The 21,402-nt window shown below is 59.7% G+C and carries 22 protein-coding genes and 1 other RNA gene; 17 read left to right on the top strand and 6 right to left on the bottom strand.

Features of this window, described 5'->3' with window-relative positions; translation table 11 throughout:
* Window positions 1-101: 101 nt before the first annotated feature.
* Window positions 102-998, bottom strand: coding sequence for a GlxA family transcriptional regulator (locus AC3WMV_RS24665; RefSeq protein WP_171061848.1), 897 nt, complete (start codon window positions 996-998; stop codon window positions 102-104).
* Window positions 999-1,248: 250 nt separating this feature from the next.
* Here AC3WMV_RS24665 and AC3WMV_RS24660 point away from each other — a divergent pair, with 250 nt between their 5' ends.
* Window positions 1,249-2,385, top strand: a complete 1,137-nt coding sequence (locus tag AC3WMV_RS24660; protein ID WP_103369297.1) for an acyl-CoA dehydrogenase family protein — start codon at window positions 1,249-1,251, stop codon at window positions 2,383-2,385.
* A gap of 100 nt (window positions 2,386-2,485) precedes the next feature.
* Here AC3WMV_RS24660 and AC3WMV_RS24655 read toward each other — a convergent pair whose 3' ends face one another.
* Window positions 2,486-3,526 carry an NADP(H)-dependent aldo-keto reductase gene (locus AC3WMV_RS24655; RefSeq protein ID WP_097086220.1) on the bottom strand — a complete coding sequence of 347 codons (1,041 nt, stop codon included), beginning with the start codon at window positions 3,524-3,526 and terminating at the stop codon, window positions 2,486-2,488.
* A gap of 244 nt (window positions 3,527-3,770) precedes the next feature.
* Between AC3WMV_RS24655 and rplM the strand changes: the two genes are divergently transcribed.
* From rplM to AC3WMV_RS24620, 7 genes are all read left to right on the top strand, one after another.
* Window positions 3,771-4,199, top strand: a complete 429-nt coding sequence (rplM, locus tag AC3WMV_RS24650) for a 50S ribosomal protein L13 (protein WP_003228062.1) — start codon at window positions 3,771-3,773, stop codon at window positions 4,197-4,199.
* Between the two features lie 14 nt (window positions 4,200-4,213).
* Window positions 4,214-4,606: a 30S ribosomal protein S9 gene (gene rpsI / locus AC3WMV_RS24645; RefSeq protein WP_007961615.1), complete on the top strand. Its 393-nt coding sequence runs from the start codon at window positions 4,214-4,216 to the stop codon at window positions 4,604-4,606.
* 270 nt (window positions 4,607-4,876) lie between these two features.
* Window positions 4,877-5,470: a ubiquinol-cytochrome c reductase iron-sulfur subunit gene (petA, locus tag AC3WMV_RS24640; protein ID WP_003228055.1), complete on the top strand. Its 594-nt coding sequence runs from the start codon at window positions 4,877-4,879 to the stop codon at window positions 5,468-5,470.
* On the top strand, window positions 5,470-6,681 hold the full coding sequence (locus AC3WMV_RS24635) for a cytochrome b (protein ID WP_096797145.1): 1,212 nt from the start codon (window positions 5,470-5,472) through the stop codon (window positions 6,679-6,681). The genes petA and AC3WMV_RS24635 overlap by 1 nt, the downstream gene beginning before the upstream one ends.
* Entirely contained in the window at window positions 6,681-7,463 is a 783-nt protein-coding gene (locus AC3WMV_RS24630; RefSeq protein WP_007917027.1) for a cytochrome c1, read from the top strand. Before AC3WMV_RS24635 ends, AC3WMV_RS24630 begins: the two co-directional genes overlap by 1 nt.
* 146 nt (window positions 7,464-7,609) lie before the next feature.
* Entirely contained in the window at window positions 7,610-8,227 is a 618-nt protein-coding gene (locus AC3WMV_RS24625; protein WP_007961620.1) for a glutathione S-transferase N-terminal domain-containing protein, read from the top strand.
* A 16-nt stretch (window positions 8,228-8,243) separates the two neighbouring features.
* The gene (locus tag AC3WMV_RS24620) at window positions 8,244-8,657 is read left to right on the top strand and encodes a ClpXP protease specificity-enhancing factor (protein ID WP_027612189.1); all 414 of its coding nucleotides are present in this window, start codon (window positions 8,244-8,246) and stop codon (window positions 8,655-8,657) included.
* A gap of 51 nt (window positions 8,658-8,708) precedes the next feature.
* Here AC3WMV_RS24620 and AC3WMV_RS24615 read toward each other — a convergent pair whose 3' ends face one another.
* The 4 genes from AC3WMV_RS24615 to AC3WMV_RS24600 all read right to left on the bottom strand — a co-directional run bounded on the left by AC3WMV_RS24615 (window position 8,709) and on the right by AC3WMV_RS24600 (window position 12,155).
* Complete coding sequence (locus AC3WMV_RS24615; protein ID WP_007961621.1) at window positions 8,709-9,287, bottom strand: BON domain-containing protein; 579 nt, start codon at window positions 9,285-9,287, stop codon at window positions 8,709-8,711.
* Window positions 9,284-9,877: a phosphoheptose isomerase gene (locus AC3WMV_RS24610; RefSeq protein WP_007961622.1), complete on the bottom strand. Its 594-nt coding sequence runs from the start codon at window positions 9,875-9,877 to the stop codon at window positions 9,284-9,286. The genes AC3WMV_RS24615 and AC3WMV_RS24610 overlap by 4 nt, the downstream gene beginning before the upstream one ends.
* Before the next feature lie 104 nt (window positions 9,878-9,981).
* Window positions 9,982-10,344 (bottom strand): YraN family protein, encoded by a 363-nt coding sequence (locus AC3WMV_RS24605; protein WP_027612188.1) that lies wholly within the window; start codon window positions 10,342-10,344, stop codon window positions 9,982-9,984.
* On the bottom strand, window positions 10,344-12,155 hold the full coding sequence (locus AC3WMV_RS24600; protein WP_103369296.1) for a penicillin-binding protein activator: 1,812 nt from the start codon (window positions 12,153-12,155) through the stop codon (window positions 10,344-10,346). Before AC3WMV_RS24600 ends, AC3WMV_RS24605 begins: the two co-directional genes overlap by 1 nt.
* 177 nt (window positions 12,156-12,332) lie before the next feature.
* Here AC3WMV_RS24600 and rsmI point away from each other — a divergent pair, with 177 nt between their 5' ends.
* The 9 genes from rsmI (at window position 12,333) to mraY (ending at window position 21,400) form a co-directional block, all read left to right on the top strand.
* Window positions 12,333-13,238, top strand: a complete 906-nt coding sequence (gene rsmI, locus AC3WMV_RS24595) for a 16S rRNA (cytidine(1402)-2'-O)-methyltransferase (RefSeq protein WP_103369295.1) — start codon at window positions 12,333-12,335, stop codon at window positions 13,236-13,238.
* Between the two features lie 73 nt (window positions 13,239-13,311).
* Window positions 13,312-13,665, top strand: an RNA gene (gene rnpB / locus AC3WMV_RS24590) — RNase P RNA component class A.
* 401 nt (window positions 13,666-14,066) lie between these two features.
* Window positions 14,067-14,522 (top strand): division/cell wall cluster transcriptional repressor MraZ, encoded by a 456-nt coding sequence (gene mraZ / locus AC3WMV_RS24585; RefSeq protein ID WP_003228026.1) that lies wholly within the window; start codon window positions 14,067-14,069, stop codon window positions 14,520-14,522.
* Window positions 14,519-15,466: a 16S rRNA (cytosine(1402)-N(4))-methyltransferase RsmH gene (gene rsmH / locus AC3WMV_RS24580; protein WP_027612185.1), complete on the top strand. Its 948-nt coding sequence runs from the start codon at window positions 14,519-14,521 to the stop codon at window positions 15,464-15,466. The genes mraZ and rsmH overlap by 4 nt, the downstream gene beginning before the upstream one ends.
* Window positions 15,463-15,756: a cell division protein FtsL gene (gene ftsL, locus AC3WMV_RS24575; RefSeq protein ID WP_007961627.1), complete on the top strand. Its 294-nt coding sequence runs from the start codon at window positions 15,463-15,465 to the stop codon at window positions 15,754-15,756. Before rsmH ends, ftsL begins: the two co-directional genes overlap by 4 nt.
* The gene (locus tag AC3WMV_RS24570) at window positions 15,756-17,495 is read left to right on the top strand and encodes a peptidoglycan D,D-transpeptidase FtsI family protein (protein ID WP_171061849.1); all 1,740 of its coding nucleotides are present in this window, start codon (window positions 15,756-15,758) and stop codon (window positions 17,493-17,495) included. Before ftsL ends, AC3WMV_RS24570 begins: the two co-directional genes overlap by 1 nt.
* On the top strand, window positions 17,495-18,958 hold the full coding sequence (locus AC3WMV_RS24565; RefSeq protein ID WP_103369294.1) for a UDP-N-acetylmuramoyl-L-alanyl-D-glutamate--2,6-diaminopimelate ligase: 1,464 nt from the start codon (window positions 17,495-17,497) through the stop codon (window positions 18,956-18,958). The genes AC3WMV_RS24570 and AC3WMV_RS24565 overlap by 1 nt, the downstream gene beginning before the upstream one ends.
* Window positions 18,951-20,318: a UDP-N-acetylmuramoyl-tripeptide--D-alanyl-D-alanine ligase gene (locus AC3WMV_RS24560; protein ID WP_103369293.1), complete on the top strand. Its 1,368-nt coding sequence runs from the start codon at window positions 18,951-18,953 to the stop codon at window positions 20,316-20,318. Before AC3WMV_RS24565 ends, AC3WMV_RS24560 begins: the two co-directional genes overlap by 8 nt.
* Window positions 20,318-21,400 carry a phospho-N-acetylmuramoyl-pentapeptide-transferase gene (gene mraY, locus AC3WMV_RS24555; protein WP_025109289.1) on the top strand — a complete coding sequence of 361 codons (1,083 nt, stop codon included), beginning with the start codon at window positions 20,318-20,320 and terminating at the stop codon, window positions 21,398-21,400. The genes AC3WMV_RS24560 and mraY overlap by 1 nt, the downstream gene beginning before the upstream one ends.
* Window positions 21,401-21,402 lie beyond the last annotated feature (2 nt).

Genomic DNA, 21,402 nt, shown 5'->3' with positions numbered 1-21,402 from the left:
ACCCTGATGAAGAATCAGGGCGAATACCGATCAGTTTGAGATTCTAGGGTTGCTGAGCAACATAGAATCTCCCACAGGGGTACTGCGCTGTTCTGGGAGGGTTATGCAGCCTGCTGAAACTGCTGCCGATACTGATTCGGCGACAACTCGGTGTGCTGGCGGAACAGCCGCGCAAAGAAGCTCGCATCGTCGTAGCCGACCTCATAACTGATGGTCTTGATGCTCTTGCGGCTGCCGGACAGCAAGCCCTTGGCGGTCTCTATACGCAACCGTTGCAGGTAGTGCAGCGGTTTGTCGCCGGTGGCGGTCTGGAAGCGGCGCATGAAGTTGCGGATGCTCATGCCGTGCTCGCGGGCCACGTCTTCGAAGCGGAACTTGTCGGCGAAATGCTCTTCGAGCCAGTGCTGGATCTGCAGGATGATCACGTCCTGGTGCAACTTCTGCCCACCGAACCCGATACGTCCCGGCGAATAGCTGCGCTGCACTTCATACAGAATGTCGCGGGCCACGGCTTGCGCCACGTTGGCGCCGCAGAAGCGTTCGATCAGGTAGATATAGAGATCGCAGGCCGAAGTGGTGCCGCCGGCGCAATACAGGTTGTCAGCGTCGGTCAGGTGCTTGTCCTGATTGAGGTACACCTTGGGGAAGCGCTCGGCGAAGGCATTGAAGAAACGCCAGTAGGTGGTCGCTTCCTTGCCATTGAGCAGTCCGGCCTCGGCCAGCCAGAATACCCCGGTGGCTTCGCCGCAGAGCACGGCGCCGCGGGCATGCTGCTCGCGCAGCCACGGCAGGATTTGTGGATAACGGCCGCACAGGGTTTCAAAGTCGTCCCAGAACGCCGGGAGGATGATGACGTCGGCGTTTTCCAGGCCGCCGTCCACTGGCATCATCACGTCACTGAAGCTGTTCACCGGTTTGCCGTCGGGGCTGACCAGGCGGGTTTCAAACGCCGGTGTCAGGCCGTGGCCCAGTTGTTTGCCGTAACGCAGGCTGGCCAGATGGAAGAAATCCTTGGCCTGCATGAGAGTGGATGCGAAAACCCGGTCGATTGCCAGGATGCTGACGCGCCGCAAGGGCGTGGAGACTTGCTTGGACATAATTCAACTTTTGTTTTGTTTTTATAAGGGAAAGTGGTCACCAGACGGCTGGATCGTCTTATTTTTTGTCGGATGTGTCCAGTGTCCTGTGTCGGAGGTGAGGCTTAGTCTCTGAAGGTCATATTCCTCCAACAAGAATGAAAGGTGCCGCATGATCCCCAGAACCTTGTTCAGCTCCGAGCACGAATTGTTCCGCGACAGCGTACGAACCTTCCTCGAAAAAGAGGCTGTGCCGTTCCATGCGCAATGGGAGAAACAAGGCCACATCGACCGCAAGCTGTGGAACAAGGCCGGGGAGGCGGGGATGCTCTGCTCACACCTGCCGGAAGAATACGGCGGCCTGGGCGCGGACTTTCTGTACAGCGCGGTGGTGATCGAAGAGGTCGGTCGCTTGGGTCTGACCGGTATCGGCTTTTCGCTGCATTCGGACATCGTCGCACCGTACATCCTGCATTACGGCAGCGAAGCGCTTAAGCACAAATACCTGCCGAAACTGGTCTCTGGCGAGATGGTCAGTGCGATTGCCATGACCGAACCGGGTGCCGGTTCCGACCTGCAAGGGGTCAAGACCACGGCGGTGCTGGATGGCGACGAGTACGTGATCAACGGCTCGAAGACCTTCATCACCAACGGCTTCCTCGCTGATTTGGTGATCGTGGTCGCCAAGACTGATCCGAAGGCCGGCGCCAAGGGCACCAGCCTGTTTGTGGTGGAAGCGAATACGCCGGGCTTCGAGAAGGGCAAACGCCTGGAGAAGGTCGGAATGAAGGCTCAGGACACGTCGGAATTGTTCTTCCAGGACGTGCGTGTTCCCAAGGAAAACCTGTTGGGTCAGGCCGGGGCAGGGTTTGCCTACCTGATGCAGGAATTGCCGCAGGAACGTCTCACGGTGGCGATCGGTGGTTTGGCCTCAGCCGAAGCTGCGCTGAAGTGGACGCTGGATTACACCCGTGATCGCAAAGCGTTCGGCAAGGCGATTGCCGACTTCCAGAACACCCGCTTCAAACTGGCGGAAATGGCTACCGAGATTCAGATCGGCCGAGTATTTGTCGACAAGTGCCTGGAGCTGCATGTGCAGGGCAAGCTCGACGTTCCGACAGCGGCGATGGCCAAATACTGGGGCACCGACCTGCAATGCAAGGTGCTCGACGAGTGCGTGCAGTTGCATGGCGGCTACGGCTTCATGTGGGAATACCCGGTGGCCCGGGCGTGGGCGGATGCGCGCGTGCAGCGCATCTATGCCGGCACCAATGAAATCATGAAGGAGATCATTGCGCGCTCGCTTTGATCTTCGCTGCATTGACGGGCCTCTTCGCGAGCAGGCTCGCTCCCACAGGGATCACCGTACCTGTGGGAGCGGGCTTGCTCGCGAAGCTTTTAGGGATTGATCAAGGCGCCGGGTTCGGGTGATCCTTGTGAATCGCCTCGATTCCCGCCAGCACTTCATCGGAAAGTTTCAGATCAAAACTGGCAATGTTGCTGTCCAGTTGCGCAAGCGTCGTCGCACCAATGATGTTGCTGGTGACGAACGGTTGCTGGGTGACGAACGCCAGTGCCATTTGCGCCGGATCCAGACCGTGTTCACGGGCCAATGCCACATAGCGGCTGCAGGCAGCTTCCGATTGCGCGTTGAAATAGCGGCTGAAGCGGCTGTAGAGGCTCAGGCGACCTTTCGGTGGACGAGCGCCACCTTCGTACTTGCCGGACAGGAAACCGAACGCCAGCGGCGAGTAGGCGAGCAGGCCGCACTGTTCACGGATGGCGATTTCCGCCAGACCGATTTCGAAGCTGCGGTTGAGCAGGTTGTACGGGTTCTGGATCGACACCGCACGCGGCCAGCCACGGGCTTCGGCCAGCGCGAGGAAACGCATGGTGCCCCACGGGGTTTCGTTGGACAGGCCGATATGGCGGATCTTGCCGGCCTTGACCTGTTCGTCGAGCGCTTCGAGCGTGTCTTCGAGCGGCGTCAGGTTGGCCTCGATCTTGTGCTTGTAGCCCAGCTGTCCGAAAAAGTTGGTGCTGCGCTCTGGCCAGTGCAATTGATAAAGGTCGATGTAATCGGTCTGCAGGCGCTCGAGGCTGGCATCCACCGCGGCGGTGATGTGCTGGCGATTGTGGCGCAGGTTCTTGTCGCGGATGTAGTCGATGGTGTTGCCGGGGCCGGCGATCTTGCTGGCTAGGATCCAGTCGGCGCGGTCGCCGCGACGCTTGAAGTAATTGCCGATGTAGCGCTCGGTGGTGGCGTAGGTGTCGGCTTTCGGCGGCACCGGGTACATCTCGGCGGTGTCGATGAAATTGATCCCGGCTTCCTTGGCCCGTTCGATCTGGGCGAAGGCTTCAGTTTCAGTGTTTTGCTCGCCCCAGGTCATGGTGCCGAGGCAGATTGCACTCACGTTCAGGTCGGTACGGCCTAGCTGGCGATAGTCCATCGGGTGCTCCTTGGGCAAAACAATCATAAAAGCAGGTTGAAAATTTTTTCGCAATCTGCATAATTGCCGACCTCTTTCTGCAGTGGAAGTGATGCGCCGCCGCCGAAGAATCTTGCCGTTGAACGGACGCGCCGACCCGAGCCCCCGAAAGCGTCTGTATCCGGCTGCCTTTGACTTGTCAAAGTACGCACTATTCAGTAAGATCCGCCGTCTTATTTACAGGCGGCCCCTGAGGCTATAAAGAATGAAAACTTTTACTGCTAAACCGGAAACAGTAAAGCGCGACTGGTTTGTCGTCGACGCTGCTGGTCAGACCCTGGGTCGTCTGGCCACCGAAATCGCGAGCCGTCTGCGTGGCAAGCACAAGCCTGAGTACACTCCTCACGTTGACACCGGCGACTACATCGTCGTAATCAACGCCGAGCAGATCCGTGTAACCGGCGCTAAAACCACTGACAAAATGTACTACTCCCACTCCGGTTTCCCGGGCGGCATCAAGTCGATCAACTTTGAAAAGCTGATCGCCAAAGCCCCTGAGCGCGTGATCGAGACCGCGGTTAAAGGCATGCTGCCTAAGAACCCGCTGGGTCGTGACATGTACCGTAAGCTGAAAGTCTATGCGGGCGCTGCACACCCTCATACTGCTCAGCAGCCCCAAGAACTGAAGATTTAACGGAATAGTTCATTATGTCGGCGACTCAAAATTACGGCACTGGCCGTCGCAAGACCGCAACCGCACGCGTTTTCCTGCGTCCGGGTACTGGTAACATCTCCATCAACAACCGCTCCCTGGACTCGTTCTTCGGCCGCGAAACTGCCCGCATGGTAGTTCGTCAACCGCTGGAACTGACCGAGACTGTCGAGAAGTTCGACATCTACGTCACTGTCATCGGTGGTGGTGTAAGTGGTCAGGCTGGCGCAATCCGCCACGGCATCACTCGCGCTCTGATGGACTACGACGAAACCCTGCGTAGCGCTCTGCGCAAAGCTGGCTTCGTTACTCGCGACGCCCGTGAAGTTGAACGTAAGAAAGTTGGTCTGCGTAAAGCGCGTAAGCGTCCGCAGTACTCGAAGCGTTAATTCGTTTCCACGTTCAAAAAAGAACGCCCGATTCCTCACGGAACCGGGCGTTTTTTTATGCCTGCGATTTATCAAAAGAATTGCGCTGTGACAACTTGCCACATTCGTAGACCCCCTATACTGCAAGGCTTGAGGGTATGAGCTCCGGGTAATTCCCTTGTCAGAATTGGGGCTTTTCATTACCATCTCGGCAAAATTTTTATAAGTAACATTGATTTATTTAGTAGATGCCTGATTTAACAGGCCACAAAGCTGATGGGAGAGGACTGAATGAGCAATGACGGCGTGAATGCAGGCCGGCGTCGCTTCTTGGTAGCAGCCACATCCGTGGTGGGTGCTGCAGGAGCGGTGGGGGCTGCGGTCCCGTTCGTGGGGTCATGGTTTCCCAGTGCCAAGGCGAAAGCCGCCGGTGCACCGGTGAAAGTGAATGTCAGCAAGATCGAGCCAGGACAGCAGATGATTGCCGAGTGGCGCGGCCAGCCGGTGTTCATTGTCCGCCGTACTGCGGAAATCCTGGGGAATCTCAAGAAGATCGAGGGCCAGCTCTCCGATCCGACTTCCAAAAACTCCACGCAACCCACCTATGTCGACCCTGAAGTGCGTTCGATCAAGCCGGAAATTCTTCTGCTGATCGGGATCTGCACGCACCTGGGTTGCTCACCAACCTTCCGTCCCGAAGTGGCGCCTGCAGATCTGGGTAAAGACTGGGTCGGTGGCTATTTCTGCCCTTGCCATGGCTCCCACTACGATCTGGCTGGCCGCGTCTACAAGTCGCAACCCGCGCCTTTGAACCTGCCAGTTCCCCCGCATTCCTATGAGACCGATGACCTGATTGTCATTGGCGTCGATACGGAGAAAGCGTGATGAGCAAGTTCATGGATTGGGTTGATGCGCGCTTCCCTGCGACAAAAATGTGGGAAGACCATCTCAGCAAGTATTACGCACCAAAAAACTTCAACTTCTTCTATTTCTTCGGCTCGCTGGCGCTGCTGGTGCTGGTCAATCAGATTGTCACCGGTGTCTGGCTGACGATGAGCTACACGCCGTCGGCAGAAGAGGCCTTCGCTTCCGTCGAATACATCATGCGCGATGTCGAGTACGGCTCGATCCTGCGTCTGCTGCACTCCACCGGCGCTTCGGCGTTCTTCATCGTGGTCTACCTGCACATGTTCCGTGGCCTGCTCTACGGTTCGTACCAGAAACCACGTGAACTGGTCTGGGTATTCGGCATGCTGATCTACCTGGCGCTGATGGCTGAGGCCTTCATGGGTTATCTGCTGCCTTGGGGTCAGATGTCCTACTGGGGTGCCCAGGTGATCATCTCGCTGTTCGGTGCGATTCCGGTGATCGGTAACGACCTGACCCAGTGGATTCGTGGTGACTACCTGATTTCCGGAATCACCCTGAACCGCTTCTTCGCCCTGCACGTCGTGGCGCTGCCGATCGTGATTCTTGGTCTGGTGGTCCTGCACATTCTGGCGCTGCACGAAGTCGGCTCGAACAACCCTGATGGCGTCGACATCAAGAAGCACAAAGACGAAAACGGTGTCCCGCTGGATGGCATTGCCTTCCATCCGTACTACACCGTGAAAGACATCGTCGGCGTAGTGGTGTTCCTGTTCATCTTCTGCTTTATCGTGTTCTTCTTCCCGGAAATGGGCGGCTACTTCCTCGAAAAACCAAACTTCGAGCAAGCCAACCCGTTCAAGACGCCTGAGCATATTGCCCCGGTCTGGTACTTCACGCCGTTCTACGCGATCTTGCGTGCGATCCCGGACAAACTCATGGGCGTGATCGCCATGGGCGCCTCGATTGCCATGCTGTTCGTGCTGCCGTGGCTGGATCGCAGCCCGGTCAAATCGATGCGTTACAAGGGCTGGATGAGCAAAATCTGGCTGGTGGTGTTCTGCATTTCCTTCGTGATCCTCGGCATTCTGGGCGTACTGGCCCCGACGCCGGAGCGCACGCTGGTGTCGCAGATCTGCACCTTCCTGTACTTCGCCTACTTCATTCTGATGCCGTTCTACACCAGGCTCGAGAAGACCAAACCGGTTCCGGAAAGGGTGACTGGCTGATGAAAAAGTTATTTTTTGCTCTGATTTTTGCTGCTCTGCCTGTGCTGTCTTTTGCCGCCGAACACGGTGGTCCGGAGCTGGAAAAAGTCGATATCGACGTGTCCGACAAGGCTGCCCTGCAAGATGGTGCGCGGACCTTCGCCAACTATTGCATGGGCTGCCACAGTGCCAAGTTCCAGCGTTACGAGCGGGTTGCCGATGACCTCGGCATTCCCCACGAAATGATGCTCGAGAAGCTGGTATTCACTGGCGCCAAGATCGGCGACCACATGAACATCGGCATGCAGCCGGCGGACGCCAAGACCTGGTTCGGTGCTGCTCCGCCGGACCTGACTTTGGTGGCTCGCGTGCGTGGCACTGACTGGCTCTACGGTTACCTGCGCTCGTTCTACGAAGATCCGGCACGTCCTTGGGGCGTGAACAACAAGGTCTTCCCGAACGTCGGCATGCCTAACGTGCTGGTCGGCCTGCAAGGTCGCCAGGTGGTGGGCTGCAAGCAAGTGCAGATCGTCGAGGACGGCAAGAAGCAATACGATCCGCTGACCGGTACGCCGCTGACCCATGAAGCGTGCGATCAGTTGACCATCGTGCCGAAATCCGGTGCTCTGAACGAAGAGCAGTTCGATGAGAAGGTCAAGAATCTGGTAACCTTCCTGGCTTACTCGGCTAACCCGGTTAAGCTGCAACATCAGCGCATCGGTACTTACGTCTTGCTGTACCTGGCGTTCTTCTTTGTGTTCGCCTACCTGCTCAAGCGTGAATACTGGAAAGACGTGCACTGATACGCTTCAAGCATTGCTGTTAATCGCGCGCGCCCAAGGGTTCCTCCGATAACGCAAGGTCTGGTTCGCCAGACATCGCGGGAGGCGCCCTCTGGGCGCGCGCGTTTTTCCGGTTCCGATAATTTCAACAAGCGAGGAGGATCGCCATGGGCGTGACCAATCGGTTGGCCTGTTACTCCGACCCCGCCGACCACTATTCCCACCGAGTGCGCATCGTGCTTGCAGAGAAGGGTGTCAGCGCCGAAATCATTTACGTGGAAGCTGGTCGCCAGCCGCCTAAACTGATTGAGGTGAACCCTTACGGCAGTCTCCCGACGCTGGTCGATCGCGACCTGGCGTTGTGGGAGTCGACCGTGGTGATGGAATATCTGGATGAGCGTTACCCGCATCCGCCACTGATGCCGGTTTATCCGGTGGCGCGTGCCAACAGTCGTCTGCTGATTCACCGTATTCAGCGCGACTGGTGTGGTCTGGTGGATCTGATTCTTGATCCCAAGTCCAAGGAGGCCGCGCGTGTCGTGGCGCGTAAGGAATTGCGTGAAAGCCTGACGGGCGTGTCGCCGCTGTTTGCCGACAAGCCGTTTTTCCTCAGTGAGGAACAAAGTCTGGTGGATTGCTGCCTATTGCCAATACTCTGGCGTTTGCCGATTCTGGGTATTGAACTGCCGCGGCCGGCCAAGCCGCTGCTTGATTATATGGAGCGCCAGTTTGCGCGTGAGGCTTTCCAGGCGAGTCTGTCTGGCGTCGAACGCGATATGCGCTAAGGCTTAAGGAGCCGCTATGAACTCCAGTCGACCTTATCTGGTCCGCGCGCTCTACGAGTGGATTGTGGATAACGATTGCACCCCGCACATGCTGGTCAATTCCGAATACCCGGCAGTGCAGGTGCCGCAGGGCTTCGCCAGTGACGGGCAAATTGTCCTGAACATTTCGCCCAGCGCCGTGCGGCACTTGCACATGGACAACGACGTGGTGACCTTCGAGGGTCGCTTCGGTGGCGTTCCGCACAGTCTGTATGTGCCAATCAGCGCGATTCTGGGCATCTACGCCCGGGAGAACGGGCAGGGCATGGTGTTCGATCTCGAGTCGCCGATGGATGACGAAGACGATATCGAGCCGGATGACGACTTGCCGCCACCGGGCAGCGAGCCGCCGCGACCAAGCGGCCGGCCAAGCTTGAAAGTGGTGAAGTAATAAAAAAGGCGATCCGGATGGATCGCCTTTTTTGTATCTGCTCGTCGCGTATCAGTCGATGTATTCGAACAGCTTCACGATTTTCTGCACACCGGAAACGCTCTGCACCAGGTTGGTCGCCTGTTGGGCTTCCTGCTTGGTCAGCAGGCCCAGCAGATAGACGATACCGTTCTCGGTCACGACCTTGATGCGCGAGCCGGGAATGCTGGCATCGGTCAGCATCTGGGTCTTGATCTTGGTGGTCAGCCAGGCGTCGTTCTGGCGGGCGAGGAAGCTCGACGGCGCAATCACTTGCAGCTCGTTGTGCACCTTCTTCACGCGCTGGACGTTGGCGGCGGCCTGTTCAGCCTTGGCCTTGAGGTCTTCGCGCGGCGTCTGGCCGGCGAGCAGCACCACGCCGTTGAAGCTGGTGACGACGATATGCGAGTCCTTGTCCAGGCCTGGGTCGGCCTTGGCCACGTTGACGCCGACTTTGGTCTCGATCAGCGAGTCGTCGATTTTGCTGCCGAAGGTTCGGGTGCCGCGGTCGTCTTCAATCGGCGCTTCACGGCTGGCATTCACCACCGAGGTGCAGCCGCTGATGCCGAGGCACAGGGTCAAGGCCAGAAGGCCAAGGCGATTAGGGGTCATTCTTCACTCCCGAACAGTTGGCTGTCGATCAGATCGCAGAGGCAATGGATCGCCAGCAGATGGACTTCCTGAATACGTGCAGTGACATGGGCCGGTACGCGAATCTCGACATCTTCAGGCAGCAGCAGCGAAGCCATGCCGCCGCCATCGCGGCCAGTCAATGCTACGACAATCATTTCACGATCATGTGCGGCCTGGATCGCTTGAATAATGTTGGCCGAGTTACCGCTGGTCGAAATCGCCAGCAATACGTCGCCTGGTTGACCCAGTGCGCGGATCTGCTTGGAGAACACTTCGTTGTAGCTGTAGTCGTTGGCGATCGAGGTGATCGTCGAGCTGTCGGTGGTCAGGGCGATGGCTGGCAGGCTCGGGCGTTCGCGCTCGAAGCGGTTGAGCAGCTCCGAGGAGAAGTGCTGGGCGTCGCCGGCAGAGCCACCGTTGCCGCACGAAAGCATTTTGCCTTCGTTGAGCAGGGCGTTGACCATGATCTGGCTGGCTTGCTCGATGTGCGGTGCAAGTACGTCCATCGCCTGTTGCTTGGTGTCGATACTGGCCTGGAAAAGCTGGCGAATTCGGGATTGCATGTCCATCTGTGTGACCTTAAGTAGCGCGGCTGTTCGGCACGTGAATGTGCAGCCCGCAAAGCAAAGAGCAAAAATTGTCGGTGAAAGTGTCCGGGGTGGTGTGCAGAGAATCAACCATCGAACGCATTCTGCAACCAGTTCAACTGATCCGGGTGCCTGTCGATGGCCACCACGTCGAAGCGGCAAGGGGAATCGGCCCAGCGTGACTCACGCTGAAGAAAATACTGTGCGGCGAAAATCAGTTTCTGCCGTTTGCGCTCATCGATGCTAGCGAGCGCGCCACCCCATTGAGTGTTTTTTCTGTAGCGGACTTCGACGAATACTACTGTATCGCCATCAAGCATGACCAGATCAAGCTCGCCCCGTTTGCATGACCAGTTCTGCGCCAGCAGGCGCAGACCGTGGTGTTGCAGATGCTCGAGCGCCTGGCGCTCGGCATCCTTGCCGCTCTGTAGGTGCGAGCCGTCGGGCATCAGCGCGGGGTGTCCGGCAGGCGTTGAACCTGACCGTTGACGAACTGCGCCCATGGCAACTGACGCACCACGCGTTGGGTCTGGGTCATGCCCAGGCTGCCCGACTGACCTTCGATGCGGCTGTCCGGCAGCGCCTTCAACTGACCCAGGCGCGGTGCCAGACGGTAGGCATCGACGCCCATGGCGTACAGGCGGCCAAGGCTACCGGCCGCTTGTGGCCATTGCGCGGTGACTTGCTGGCGCAGCGGGTCGTTGGCTTCCAGCAACCACGGGGTTTCGCAGAAGCGCACACCGTTCATGTCGTTGTACTGGTTCACATCGCCGCTGGCGCTGTAGACGTGGGAGGTCGCGTACACCGGAACATCGCCCGCGTACTGGAAGTTCAGGGTCGGCTTGATCTGCTGCGCCTGTTGCGGGGTGGCTGCGAGGAAGATGAACTCGATGTCCTGACGACGCGACGGCTGCGCGGCTACGTTGGTGCCAGCGGCGTTCTGCAGGCTCTTGGCGCGGGCTTCGCTCTGACGCAGCTGGAACATGTCGGCGATCTGCTGGGCCAGTTGCACCGGCTGATCGACACGTTCGGTGGCGACGATGCTGCCGCCATTGGCCTGCCAGTCCTGGCTGAACGCACGCAGTACGCGGTCGCCCCATTCGCCTTTCGGCACCATGATCGCCGCACGATGCAGGCCGTCGGCGCGGGCACGACGCGAAACTTCGCGGGCTTCGTCTTCAGCCGCCAGGCCGAACTGGAACAGTTGCGCCGGACCTTGATCACCTTCGCTGTAGTTCAATGCGAGGGTGGTGATCGGCAGTTGCGGACGGGTGCTCAGTTGTTTGACCAGCGGTTTTTCCAGCGGGCCGACCACCAGTTGCACGCCGTCAGCCTGAGCCTTGCGGTAGAACTCGTCCATCGAGGTCAGCTTGGAGCTGTCGTAGAACTCGATGGCGGGCGGCTTCTGGCCGGCCTGTTGCGCTTGATAGTGCGCCGCCATGAAACCTTCACGCAGGGCCTTGCCGACCGAGGCCAGTGGGCCGTCTTGCGGCAGCAGCAGGGCGATCTTGCTCAGGGGCTGGCTGGCCAGTTCCTTGAGTTTTGTCAGGGGCAGCGGCAGGTTGATCGCCGCCGGGTGTTTCGGGTTTTGTGCGCGCCAGGCATCGATCGCCGCTTGCTGCTGTTCCAGAGTGCCGGCGGTTTTCACGGCCAGGGCCAGACCCATCCAGCCGCCGAGATCGTCGGCGGTGTTGGGTTGCAGCTGATCGGTCGGCAGCGAGGCGATCAGGGTCCAGATCGCTTCGTGGTTCTTGCTCGCGGCTTCGCCTTTGAGCATTGGCGCGATGAAGATGCGCTCGCGAGCGGCCGCCAGGGTCTGGCCGTCGGCTTCCAGTGCGCGGGCATGCACGGTGCCGGTGCGCACTTGCTGATCTTCCGGCATTTCGCTCAGGTGCTGCAGGCTCGGATGGCTCAGGGCCGTCAGCGCGGCTTTCGGCTGATTGCGAGTCATCGCCAGCTCAGCGGACAGGGTGCTGGCGAAGATCTGCTGGCCTGGCTTCAACTGCTCCATCGGCACTTGTTGCAGGATCTGCGCGGACTGGCCGGTGTTGCCCTGGCGATAAGCCAGGTCTGCCGCACTCAAGCGCAACAGGGCGGCTTTTTCCGGCGTCTTGGCCTGGGTAGCCTGTTCGAGCAGTTGCTCGATGCTGGCATCCGGAGTCCGTGGAAGTTCGCCAAGGCTGGAGGAAGGGGAGCTGGCGCAGGCCGCCAGCAGGGCAGCGAGGCAGAGGGCAGTGAACAGCCGCAGGCAAGCGATCATGTAAGTGTTCCTGATACTCGATCAAATTAGCGTGGAATTGTACCCAAGCACTGGCCGGGGCGCGATGTTACTGGCGTGAATCAATCAATTTAGCTGGAGTAAATGTTGCGGCGGCGCACAACTGCGTGCAAAACCGCGCTCGGCGCATACGGTTCGCAAGCCTCGTGACGCGCTACAATGCCGGCTTTTACCGAACACGAGGTGTGCGCTTTGACTGCTCCAGGTCCTTTGAATTCCGCTGCTGGCTCGCTTTATGTGGTGGCGACGCCCATCGGCAACCTGGACGACATCAGCGCCCGGGCTCTGAAAATCCTCCGCGAAGTGGCGCTGATCGCCGCTGAAGACACGCGGCACTCGGCGCGGCTGATGCAGCACTTCGGCATCTCTACACCGTTGGCCGCATGCCACGAACACAACGAACGTGATGAAGGTAGCCGCTTTATTACCCGTTTGCTGGCGGGCGATAACGTCGCGCTGATTTCCGATGCCGGGACGCCACTGATTTCCGATCCGGGTTACCATCTGGTGCGTCAGGCGCGGGCGGCGGGGATCAATGTGGTGCCGGTGCCGGGTGCCTGTGCTTTGATCGCGGCGCTGTCGGCGGCGGGCCTGCCCTCCGACCGGTTCATCTTCGAAGGCTTCCTGCCGGCCAAGTCGGTAGGGCGCAAGGCGCGCCTGGAAGCGGTAAAGGAAGAGTCGCGCACGCTGATTTTCTACGAGGCCCCGCATCGTATTCTCGAATGCCTGCAGGACATGGAAGCGGTGTTCGGTGGCGAGCGTCAGGCGTTGCTGGCCCGGGAAATCACCAAGACTTTCGAGACGCTTAAGGGGTTGCCGCTGGCTGAGCTGCGTGCGTTTGTCGAGTCCGACAGCAACCAGCAGCGCGGCGAGTGTGTGGTGCTGGTCGCCGGCTGGTCTGCACCGGAGTCCGAAGACGCCGTCAGCAGCGAAGCGATGCGCGTGCTCAATTTGTTGCTCGAAGAGATGCCGCTCAAGCGTGCCGCCGCTCTGGCCGCGCAAATCACCGGCGAGCGCAAAAACGTGCTGTATCAGGTCGCACTGGAACAGCAGAAGGGCGGGTAACCCGTCGCGCAGACGGGTTTCACGGCTATTAGCGCTTGTTCTTCGGGCGCTCTGCCGTTAACCTGCGCGGCGGAGAGTCGATCGGACAGTCGCTGCCCTCTATGAAAATTAGGGGGGGGAGGAAAGTCCGGGCTCCATAGGGCGAAGTGCCAGGTAATGCCTGGGAGGCGTGAGCCTACGGAAAGTGCCACAGAAAATAACCGCCTAAGCGCTTCGGCGCCGGTAAGGGTGAAAAGGTGCGGTAAGAGCGCACCGCACGTCTGGCAACAGTTCGTGGCTAGGTAAACCCCACTTGGAGCAAGACCAAATAGGGTCCCAAGGCGTGGCCCGCGCTGGGACCGGGTAGGTTGCTAAAGATGTCCAGTGATGGCCATCGTAGACGAATGACTGTTCAAGACAGAACCCGGCTTACAGATCGACTCTCCACCTTTTTCTTTCCCTGCTTGAATCAATGGCATCAGGGCTGGTTATTATCGGCAGGCCTGCGCTAAAGTCCGGCAGCGGCAAATGCAGTAATAGCCATTTCCCACCTTGCTTCAATCAACAGCAGAAGCGCTTTTGTAATACCGAAAAAATCTTACTCTTAACAAATTACTTTAACTTCCGAGCGCAGCTTTCAGTGCTGCATCAAGTTATTGGTCAAAAGTGTCCGCCAAATTGTCGTTACCCCTCCTTTTAAGCTCCTAAATCTCCGTTCTGTAAGGGTTTTCCTTTGATCCGCGCCTTGACGGTGTGGTGGGCGCATTCCTATAGTGTGCGCAAGTGGCGGAAAGTGGCATGAAGTGGGTTTTTTGAGCTCAAAACGATAAAAATTGGAGAAACGCTGACGTGTTTCGCGGAGCTAACGCTATCAGTCTCGATGCAAAGGGCCGTCTCGCCATGCCGAGCCGGTACCGTGACGAGCTCGTTTCGCGTAGTTCCGGCCAATTGATCGTGACCATTGATGCCGTTGATCCGTGCCTGTGTGTCTACCCGCTCGACGAGTGGGAAATCATTGAAACCAAGTTGCGCGCGCTCCCTTCGCTTCGCGAAGAGAACCGTCGCCTGCAGCGTTTATTGATTGGTAATGCCGTCGACCTCGAACTCGACGGCAGTGGTCGTTTTCTGGTTCCACCGCGTCTGCGCGAATACGCCAAGCTTGATAAGAAAGCGATGCTGGTGGGCCAACTGAACAAGTTCCAATTGTGGGACGAGGATGCATGGAACGCGGTGTCTGCCGCTGACCTTGCTGCTATTCAACAACCGGGCGCCATGCCTGATGAACTGCGTGATTTGATCCTGTGACTATTGATAGCGGCTTTAACCACATCACCGTACTGCTTGACGAAGCCGTCGAGGCTCTCGCCGTACGTCCTGATGGCTGCTATCTGGACGGTACGTTCGGGCGCGGCGGGCACAGTCGGCTGATCCTCAGCCAGCTCGGGACGGACGGTCGGCTCATCGGGTTCGACAAAGATCCACAAGCGATTGCCACCGGGCAAACGCTAGCGGCCGAAGACGGCCGCTTTGTCGTTGTGCAGCGCAGCTTTGCCGAGCTGGGTTCGGTGGTTGCCGAGCGAGGTCTGAGCGGCAAGGTCAGCGGTATCCTGCTCGATCTCGGCGTGTCTTCGCCGCAGCTCGACGACGCCGAACGCGGCTTCAGTTTCCTTAACGACGGCCCGCTGGACATGCGCATGGATCCGTCCCGTGGCATCAGCGCCGCCGAGTTCGTCAACACCGCGCCGGTGGAAGAAATCGCCCGGGTGTTCAAGGAATACGGCGAAGAACGTTTCTCCGGGCGCATGGCCCGTGCCGTGGCCGAGCGCCGCGACATCAAGCCGTTCGAGCGCACCGCTGATCTGGCCGAAGTCTTGAAAGTCGCCAACCCGGCGTGGGAGAAGGGCAAGAACCCGGCGACCCGTGCATTCCAGGGTTTGCGCATTCACGTCAACAACGAACTGGGCGATCTGGAAGCCGGCCTCGAAGCCGCACTGGATGCTCTGGAGATCGGTGGCCGTCTGGTGGTCATCAGCTTCCACTCGCTGGAAGACCGCATCGTCAAACTGTTCATGCGCAAGCTGGTGAAAGGCGAAGCTGACAACCTGCCACGCAACCTGCCCGTGCGCCACGTGGCGTTCGAACCGAAAATCAAAATCCACGGCAAAGCGCAGACGGCCTCCGACGCCGAACTCAAAGCCAACCCACGTTCCCGTAGCGCTGTCATGCGTGTCGCGGAGAAGTTGCGGTGAGCAAGCTTTTCGCCAAGCCCCTGCCGGGCGGCAGCTTTATCATGCTGCTGCTGTTTATCGGCGTGCTCGTGTCGGCCATCGGCGTGTCTTACAGCGCGCACTGGAACCGGCAGTTGCTCAACAATCTTTATAACGAACTCAGCGTGCGCGACAAGGCGCAGGCCGAGTGGGGGCGCCTGATTCTCGAGCAAAGCACCTGGACTGCGCACAGCCGCATCGAAGTGCTGGCCACCGAACAACTGAAAATGCACATCCCTGGCGCGGCTGACGTGAAGATGGTGGCGCCATGATGAAACTCGAAGGGGCACTCTTCCCGTGGCGCTTCCGCCTGATGGTGGCACTGCTGGGCGTGATGGTTGCGGCGATCTGCTGGCGCATCATCGACCTGCAAGTGGTTGACCGTGACTTCCTCAAAGGTCAGGGCGATGCGCGCAGCCTGCGTCATATTCCGATTCCTGCTCACCGTGGTCTGATCACCGACCGTAACGGCGAGCCGTTGGCCGTGAGCACCCCGGTGACGACCCTGTGGGCCAACGCCAAGGAAATGCAGACCGCCAAAGAGAAGTGGCCGGCGCTGGCCGCTGCGCTGGGGCAGGATCCGAAAGCCCTGGCCGAACGTCTCGAAGCCCAGGCCAACAAAGAATTCATTTATCTGGTGCGCGGGCTGACCCCCGAGCAGGGCCAGGCTGTGCTCGATCTGAAAGTGCCGGGCGTTTACGGCATCGAAGAATTCCGCCGCTTCTATCCGGCCGGTGAAGTTACCGCGCACATGGTCGGCTTTACCGACATTGACGATCACGGGCGTGAAGGCGTCGAGCTGGCCTACGACGAGTGGCTGGCCGGTGTCCCGGGCAAGCGGCAGGTCATCAAGGATCGGCGCGGTCGGCTGATCAAGGATGTCCAGGTCACCAAGAACGCCAAGGCCGGCAAGCCCTTGGCGTTGTCGATTGACCTGCGTCTGCAATACCTGGCCAACCGCGAGCTGCGCAACGCGATCATCGAGAACGGCGCCAAGGCCGGCAGCCTGGTGATCATGGACGTGAAGACCGGCGAGATTCTCGCCATGGTCAACCAGCCGACCTACAACCCGAACAACCGTCGCAACCTGCAGCCGGCGATGATGCGTAACCGCGCGATGATCGACGTGTTCGAACCGGGTTCGACCATGAAAGCGATCTCGATGAGTGCCGCGATCGAAACCGGCCGCTGGAAACCGAGCGACACCGTCGAGGTGTACCCGGGCTCCCTGCAGATCGGCAAATACACCATCAAGGACGTGTCGAAGACCGAAGGTCCGGTACTCGACCTGACCGGCATCCTGATCAATTCCAGTAACGTCGGCATGAGTAAGGTTGCGTTCGATATTGGTGGCGAAACCATTTTCCGCCTCGCACAGAAAGTCGGCCTCGGCCAGGACACCGGCCTCGGCTTCCCGGGCGAGCGCGTCGGCAACCTGCCGAATTACCGTGAATGGCGCAAGGCCGAAACTGCGACGCTGTCTTACGGCTACGGTATTTCCGTGACGGCGATCCAGCTGGTGCACGCGTTCTCGGCGCTGGCCAACAACGGTCGTCTGGCACCGCTGACCCTGATCAAAACCGACAAGCCGCCGCAGACCACCCAGGTACTGCCGGAAGCGGTCGCGAAAACCATGCAAGGCATGCTGCAACAAGTGATCGAAGCACCGCGCGGCGTGTTCCGTGCGCAGGTGCCGGCGTATCACGTGGCCGGCAAGTCGGGTACTGCACGTAAAACGTCGGTGGGCACCAAGGGCTACGCCGAAAACTCGTACCGTTCGCTGTTCGCCGGTTTCGGCCCGATGAGCGATCCGCGTTACGCCATCGTGGTGGTGATCGATGAACCGTCCAAGGCCGGTTACTTCGGTGGTCTGGTGTCGGCGCCGGTGTTCAGTCGTGTGATGTCCGGCACCCTGCGTCTGATGAACGTGACCCCGGACAACCTGCCGACCACTCAACAGGCCAACGCTACCCCGGTCGTTCCGCTGAAAGCCAATGGAGGGCGCGGCTGATGTCTCTGAGTCTGAACAAGATATTCCCCCACGCCGGCCACGATCTGCTGATCCGTGAGTTGGCGCTGGACAGCCGCAACGTACGCGCGGGTGACCTGTTCCTCGCCGTGCCGGGCGGCAAGTTCGATGGCCGTGCGCACATCGCCGATGCCTTGCAGCGCGGCGCGGCGGCGGTTGCCTATGAAGTGGAAGGCGCCACCGTGCTGCCGATCACCGAAGTGCCGTTGATTCCGGTCAAAGGCCTGGCGGCGCAGTTGTCCGACATCGCCGGGCGCTTTTATGGCGAGCCGAGCCATCACCTGAACCTGATTGGCGTCACCGGCACCAACGGCAAAACCAGCGTGACCCAACTGGTCGCGCAGGCACTCGATCTGCTCGGTCAGCATTGCGGCATCGTCGGTACGCTGGGTTCCGGGTTCTATGGCGCGCTGGAAAGCGGCCTGCACACCACGCCGAATCCGATTGCCGTGCAAGCAACCTTGGGCGACCTGAAAAAGGCCGGGGCCAAAGCCGTGGCCATGGAGGTCTCGTCACACGGTCTGGATCAGGGCCGCGTTACCGCATTGGCGTTCGACGTCGCGGTGATGACCAACCTGTCCCGCGATCACCTGGATTATCACGGCACCATGGAGGCGTACGCCGAGGCCAAGGCCAAGCTGTTCGCCTGGAATGACCTGAAGTGCCGCGTGGTCAACCTCGACGACGATTTCGGTCGGCAACTGGCCGCCGATAAACGCGATTCGCGCCTGATCACTTACAGCCTGCTCGACAGCAGCGCCTACCTGTTCTGCCGTGAAGCGCAGTTCGATGATCACGGCGTACGCGCCACGCTGGTCACGCCGCAGGGCGAGCATCACCTGCGCAGCACGCTGCTCGGTCGTTTCAACCTGAGCAACGTACTGGCGGCAGTCGGCGCCTTGCTCGGTCTGGATTACGCCCTCGACGAAATTCTCAAGGTGCTGCCGAAACTCGAAGGCCCGGCCGGACGCATGCAGCGTCTGGGTGGCGGCACTCAGCCGCTGGTGGTGGTCGACTACGCCCACACCCCAGATGCGCTGGAAAAAGTTCTGAGCGCATTGCGCCCACACGTCAAAGGCCAGTTGCTGTGCCTGTTCGGCTGTGGCGGTGATCGTGATCGCGGCAAGCGTCCGCTGATGGCCGAAGTAGTCGAGCGTCTGGCTGATCGCGTACTGGTCACCGATGACAACCCGCGCACGGAAGACCCGGCGCAGATTTTCGACGACATCCGCGCCGGTTTCAGCGCTGTGGATAACGTCACCTTCGTCGCCGGCCGTGGTCAGGCGATCGCCCAGCTGATCGCCGGTGCTTCGGCGGATGACGTGATCGTGCTGGCCGGTAAAGGTCACGAGGACTATCAGGAAATCAACGGCGAGCGGCACGCTTTCTCCGATCTGGTCGAGGCCGATCATGCCCTCACCGCGTGGGAGGTGGCCCATGCTTAAGGCCCTGACATTGAGCGAACTGACCAACGTGCTCGACGCCCGTCTGATCAGCAGCGACGCCAGTTTTGATGGCGTCAGCATCGACAGCCGTGCGATCACCGCTGGCCAACTGTTTATTGCCCTGACCGGTCCGCGCTTCGATGGTCACGACTATCTGAACGACGTCGCCGGCAAGGGCGCGGTGGCGGCACTGGTCGAGCGCGAAGTCGTCGACAGCACCTTGCCGCAACTGCTGGTCAAGGACACCCGCCAGGCCCTCGGCCAGTTGGGTGCGTTGAACCGTGCCGCATTCACCCAGCCAGTCGCGGCCATCACTGGCTCCAGCGGCAAGACCACGGTCAAGGAAATGCTCGCGAGCATCTTGCGTACCCGCGGTCCGGTGCTGGCGACGCGCGGCAATCTGAACAATGATCTGGGCGCACCGCTGACCCTGCTTGAACTGGCGCCGGAACACACCGCCGCCGTGATCGAACTGGGCGCTTCGCGTCTGGGCGAAATCGCCTACACCGTCGGGCTGACCAAGCCACACGTGGCGATTCTCAACAACGCTGGCACCGCCCACGTTGGCGAGTTCGGCGGGCCGGAAAAAATCGTCGAAGCCAAAGGCGAGATCATCGACGGGCTGGCAGCGGATGGCGTCGCCGTACTCAACCTCGATGACAAGGCCTATGGCATCTGGAAGCTCCGCGCCGGCGCACGCAAGGTGCTGACCTTCTCCCTGAACAATCCTCAGGCAGATTTCTACGCCAGCGACCTGAGCACCGATGCCCGGGGCTGCCCGGCCTTCAACCTGCATACACCTGAAGGTGTGGAGCACGTTCAACTGAACCTGCTCGGCACCCATAACGTCGCCAACGCCATGGCTGCCGCCGCTGCCGCTCACGCCTTGGGCGTGTCGCTGTTCGGCATTGCCACCGGGCTTGGCGCAGTACAACCGGTCAAGGGTCGCACCGTCGCGCAACTGGCGAAGAACGGCATGCGCGTGATCGATGACACTTACAACGCAAACCCCACCTCCATGTGCGCGGCCGTTGATATACTCGCCGGCTTTTCCGGCCGCACCGTCCTGGTGCTCGGAGATATCGGCGAGTTGGGCGACTGGGCGGAGCAGGGGCACCGCGACGTGGGCGAATACGCCCGGGGCAAGGTTTCCGCGCTTTACGCGGTCGGGCCGAACATGGTCCACGCCGTGAACGCATTCGGTAAAGAGGCGCATCACTTCGGCACGCAAGCCGAACTGATCCAGGCCCTCGACGCCGAGCAGGACACAAACACCACCATTTTGATCAAGGGTTCGCGCAGTGCAGCGATGGAAAACATCGTTGCGGCTCTGTGCGGGTCCAGTCTGGAGAAACATTAATGCTGCTGCTGCTAGCGGAGTATCTGCAACAGTTCTACAAAGGCTTCGCGGTCTTCCAGTACCTGACCCTGCGCGGGATCCTCGGTGTGCTGACCGCGCTGGTTTTGTCGCTGTGCTATGGCCCGTGGATGATCCGCACCCTGCAGAACCGTCAGATCGGCCAGTCCGTTCGTAATGACGGCCCGCAATCGCACCTGTCCAAGTCGGGTACGCCAACCATGGGCGGCGCACTGATTTTGTCTTCCATCGGTGTCAGCACCCTGCTGTGGGCTGACCTGAGCAACCGCTACGTGTGGGTCGTTCTGCTGGTGACGCTGCTGTTCGGCGCCATTGGCTGGGTCGACGATTACCGCAAAGTGATCGAGAAGAACTCCCGTGGCTTGCCAAGCCGCTGGAAATATTTCTGGCAGTCGGTCTTTGGCCTGGGCGCAGCGATCTTCCTTTATATGACCGCGACCACGCCGGTGGAGACCACGCTGATCCTGCCGATGCTCAAGGACTACAGCATTCCGCTGGGCGCCGGCTTCATCGTGCTGACCTACTTCGTGATCGTCGGTTCGAGCAACGCGGTCAACCTGACCGACGGCCTCGACGGTCTGGCGATCATGCCAACCGTGATGGTCGGCGGCGGTCTGGGAATTTTCTGCTACCTGTCGGGTAACGTGAAATTCGCCGAATACCTGCTGATCCCTTACGTGCCGGGCGCGGGCGAACTGATCGTGTTCTGCGGCGCACTGATCGGTGCCGGCCTCGGATTCCTCTGGTTCAACACCTATCCGGCGCAAGTGTTCATGGGCGACGTCGGTGCTCTGGCACTGGGCGCGGCACTGGGCACCATCGCAGTGATCGTCCGTCAGGAAATCGTCCTGTTCATCATGGGCGGCGTGTTCGTGATGGAAACCCTGTCGGTGGTTATCCAGGTTGCCTCTTTCAAGCTGACCGGGCGCCGTGTGTTCCGCATGGCACCGATTCACCACCACTTTGAACTCAAGGGCTGGCCCGAGCCACGCGTGATCGTCCGTTTCTGGATCATCACCGTGATTCTCGTGCTGATCGGCCTTGCCACCCTGAAGCTGAGGTAGAA

It is taken from the genome of Pseudomonas sp. FW305-3-2-15-E-TSA4 (assembly GCF_058787295.1).
This window is presented reverse-complemented; position numbering and strand designations above follow the sequence as displayed.

What these genes read in the sequence shown, in the direction of transcription:
- AC3WMV_RS24660 (WP_103369297.1), top strand. Translation starts at nt 1,249, where the DNA reads ATGATCCCCAGAACCTTGTTCAGCTCCGAGCACGAATTGTTCCGCGAC.
- AC3WMV_RS24655 (WP_097086220.1), bottom strand. Translation starts at nt 3,526, where the DNA reads ATGGACTATCGCCAGCTAGGCCGTACCGACCTGAACGTGAGTGCAATC.
- rplM (WP_003228062.1), top strand. Translation starts at nt 3,771, where the DNA reads ATGAAAACTTTTACTGCTAAACCGGAAACAGTAAAGCGCGACTGGTTT.
- rpsI (WP_007961615.1), top strand. Translation starts at nt 4,214, where the DNA reads ATGTCGGCGACTCAAAATTACGGCACTGGCCGTCGCAAGACCGCAACC.
- petA (WP_003228055.1), top strand. Translation starts at nt 4,877, where the DNA reads ATGAGCAATGACGGCGTGAATGCAGGCCGGCGTCGCTTCTTGGTAGCA.
- AC3WMV_RS24635 (WP_096797145.1), top strand. Translation starts at nt 5,470, where the DNA reads ATGAGCAAGTTCATGGATTGGGTTGATGCGCGCTTCCCTGCGACAAAA.
- AC3WMV_RS24630 (WP_007917027.1), top strand. Translation starts at nt 6,681, where the DNA reads ATGAAAAAGTTATTTTTTGCTCTGATTTTTGCTGCTCTGCCTGTGCTG.
- AC3WMV_RS24625 (WP_007961620.1), top strand. Translation starts at nt 7,610, where the DNA reads ATGGGCGTGACCAATCGGTTGGCCTGTTACTCCGACCCCGCCGACCAC.
- AC3WMV_RS24620 (WP_027612189.1), top strand. Translation starts at nt 8,244, where the DNA reads ATGAACTCCAGTCGACCTTATCTGGTCCGCGCGCTCTACGAGTGGATT.
- AC3WMV_RS24615 (WP_007961621.1), bottom strand. Translation starts at nt 9,287, where the DNA reads ATGACCCCTAATCGCCTTGGCCTTCTGGCCTTGACCCTGTGCCTCGGC.
- AC3WMV_RS24610 (WP_007961622.1), bottom strand. Translation starts at nt 9,877, where the DNA reads ATGGACATGCAATCCCGAATTCGCCAGCTTTTCCAGGCCAGTATCGAC.
- AC3WMV_RS24605 (WP_027612188.1), bottom strand. Translation starts at nt 10,344, where the DNA reads ATGCCCGACGGCTCGCACCTACAGAGCGGCAAGGATGCCGAGCGCCAG.
- AC3WMV_RS24600 (WP_103369296.1), bottom strand. Translation starts at nt 12,155, where the DNA reads ATGATCGCTTGCCTGCGGCTGTTCACTGCCCTCTGCCTCGCTGCCCTG.
- rsmI (WP_103369295.1), top strand. Translation starts at nt 12,333, where the DNA reads ATGCCGGCTTTTACCGAACACGAGGTGTGCGCTTTGACTGCTCCAGGT.
- AC3WMV_RS24570 (WP_171061849.1), top strand. Translation starts at nt 15,756, where the DNA reads ATGAAACTCGAAGGGGCACTCTTCCCGTGGCGCTTCCGCCTGATGGTG.
- AC3WMV_RS24565 (WP_103369294.1), top strand. Translation starts at nt 17,495, where the DNA reads ATGTCTCTGAGTCTGAACAAGATATTCCCCCACGCCGGCCACGATCTG.
- AC3WMV_RS24560 (WP_103369293.1), top strand. Translation starts at nt 18,951, where the DNA reads ATGCTTAAGGCCCTGACATTGAGCGAACTGACCAACGTGCTCGACGCC.
- mraY (WP_025109289.1), top strand. Translation starts at nt 20,318, where the DNA reads ATGCTGCTGCTGCTAGCGGAGTATCTGCAACAGTTCTACAAAGGCTTC.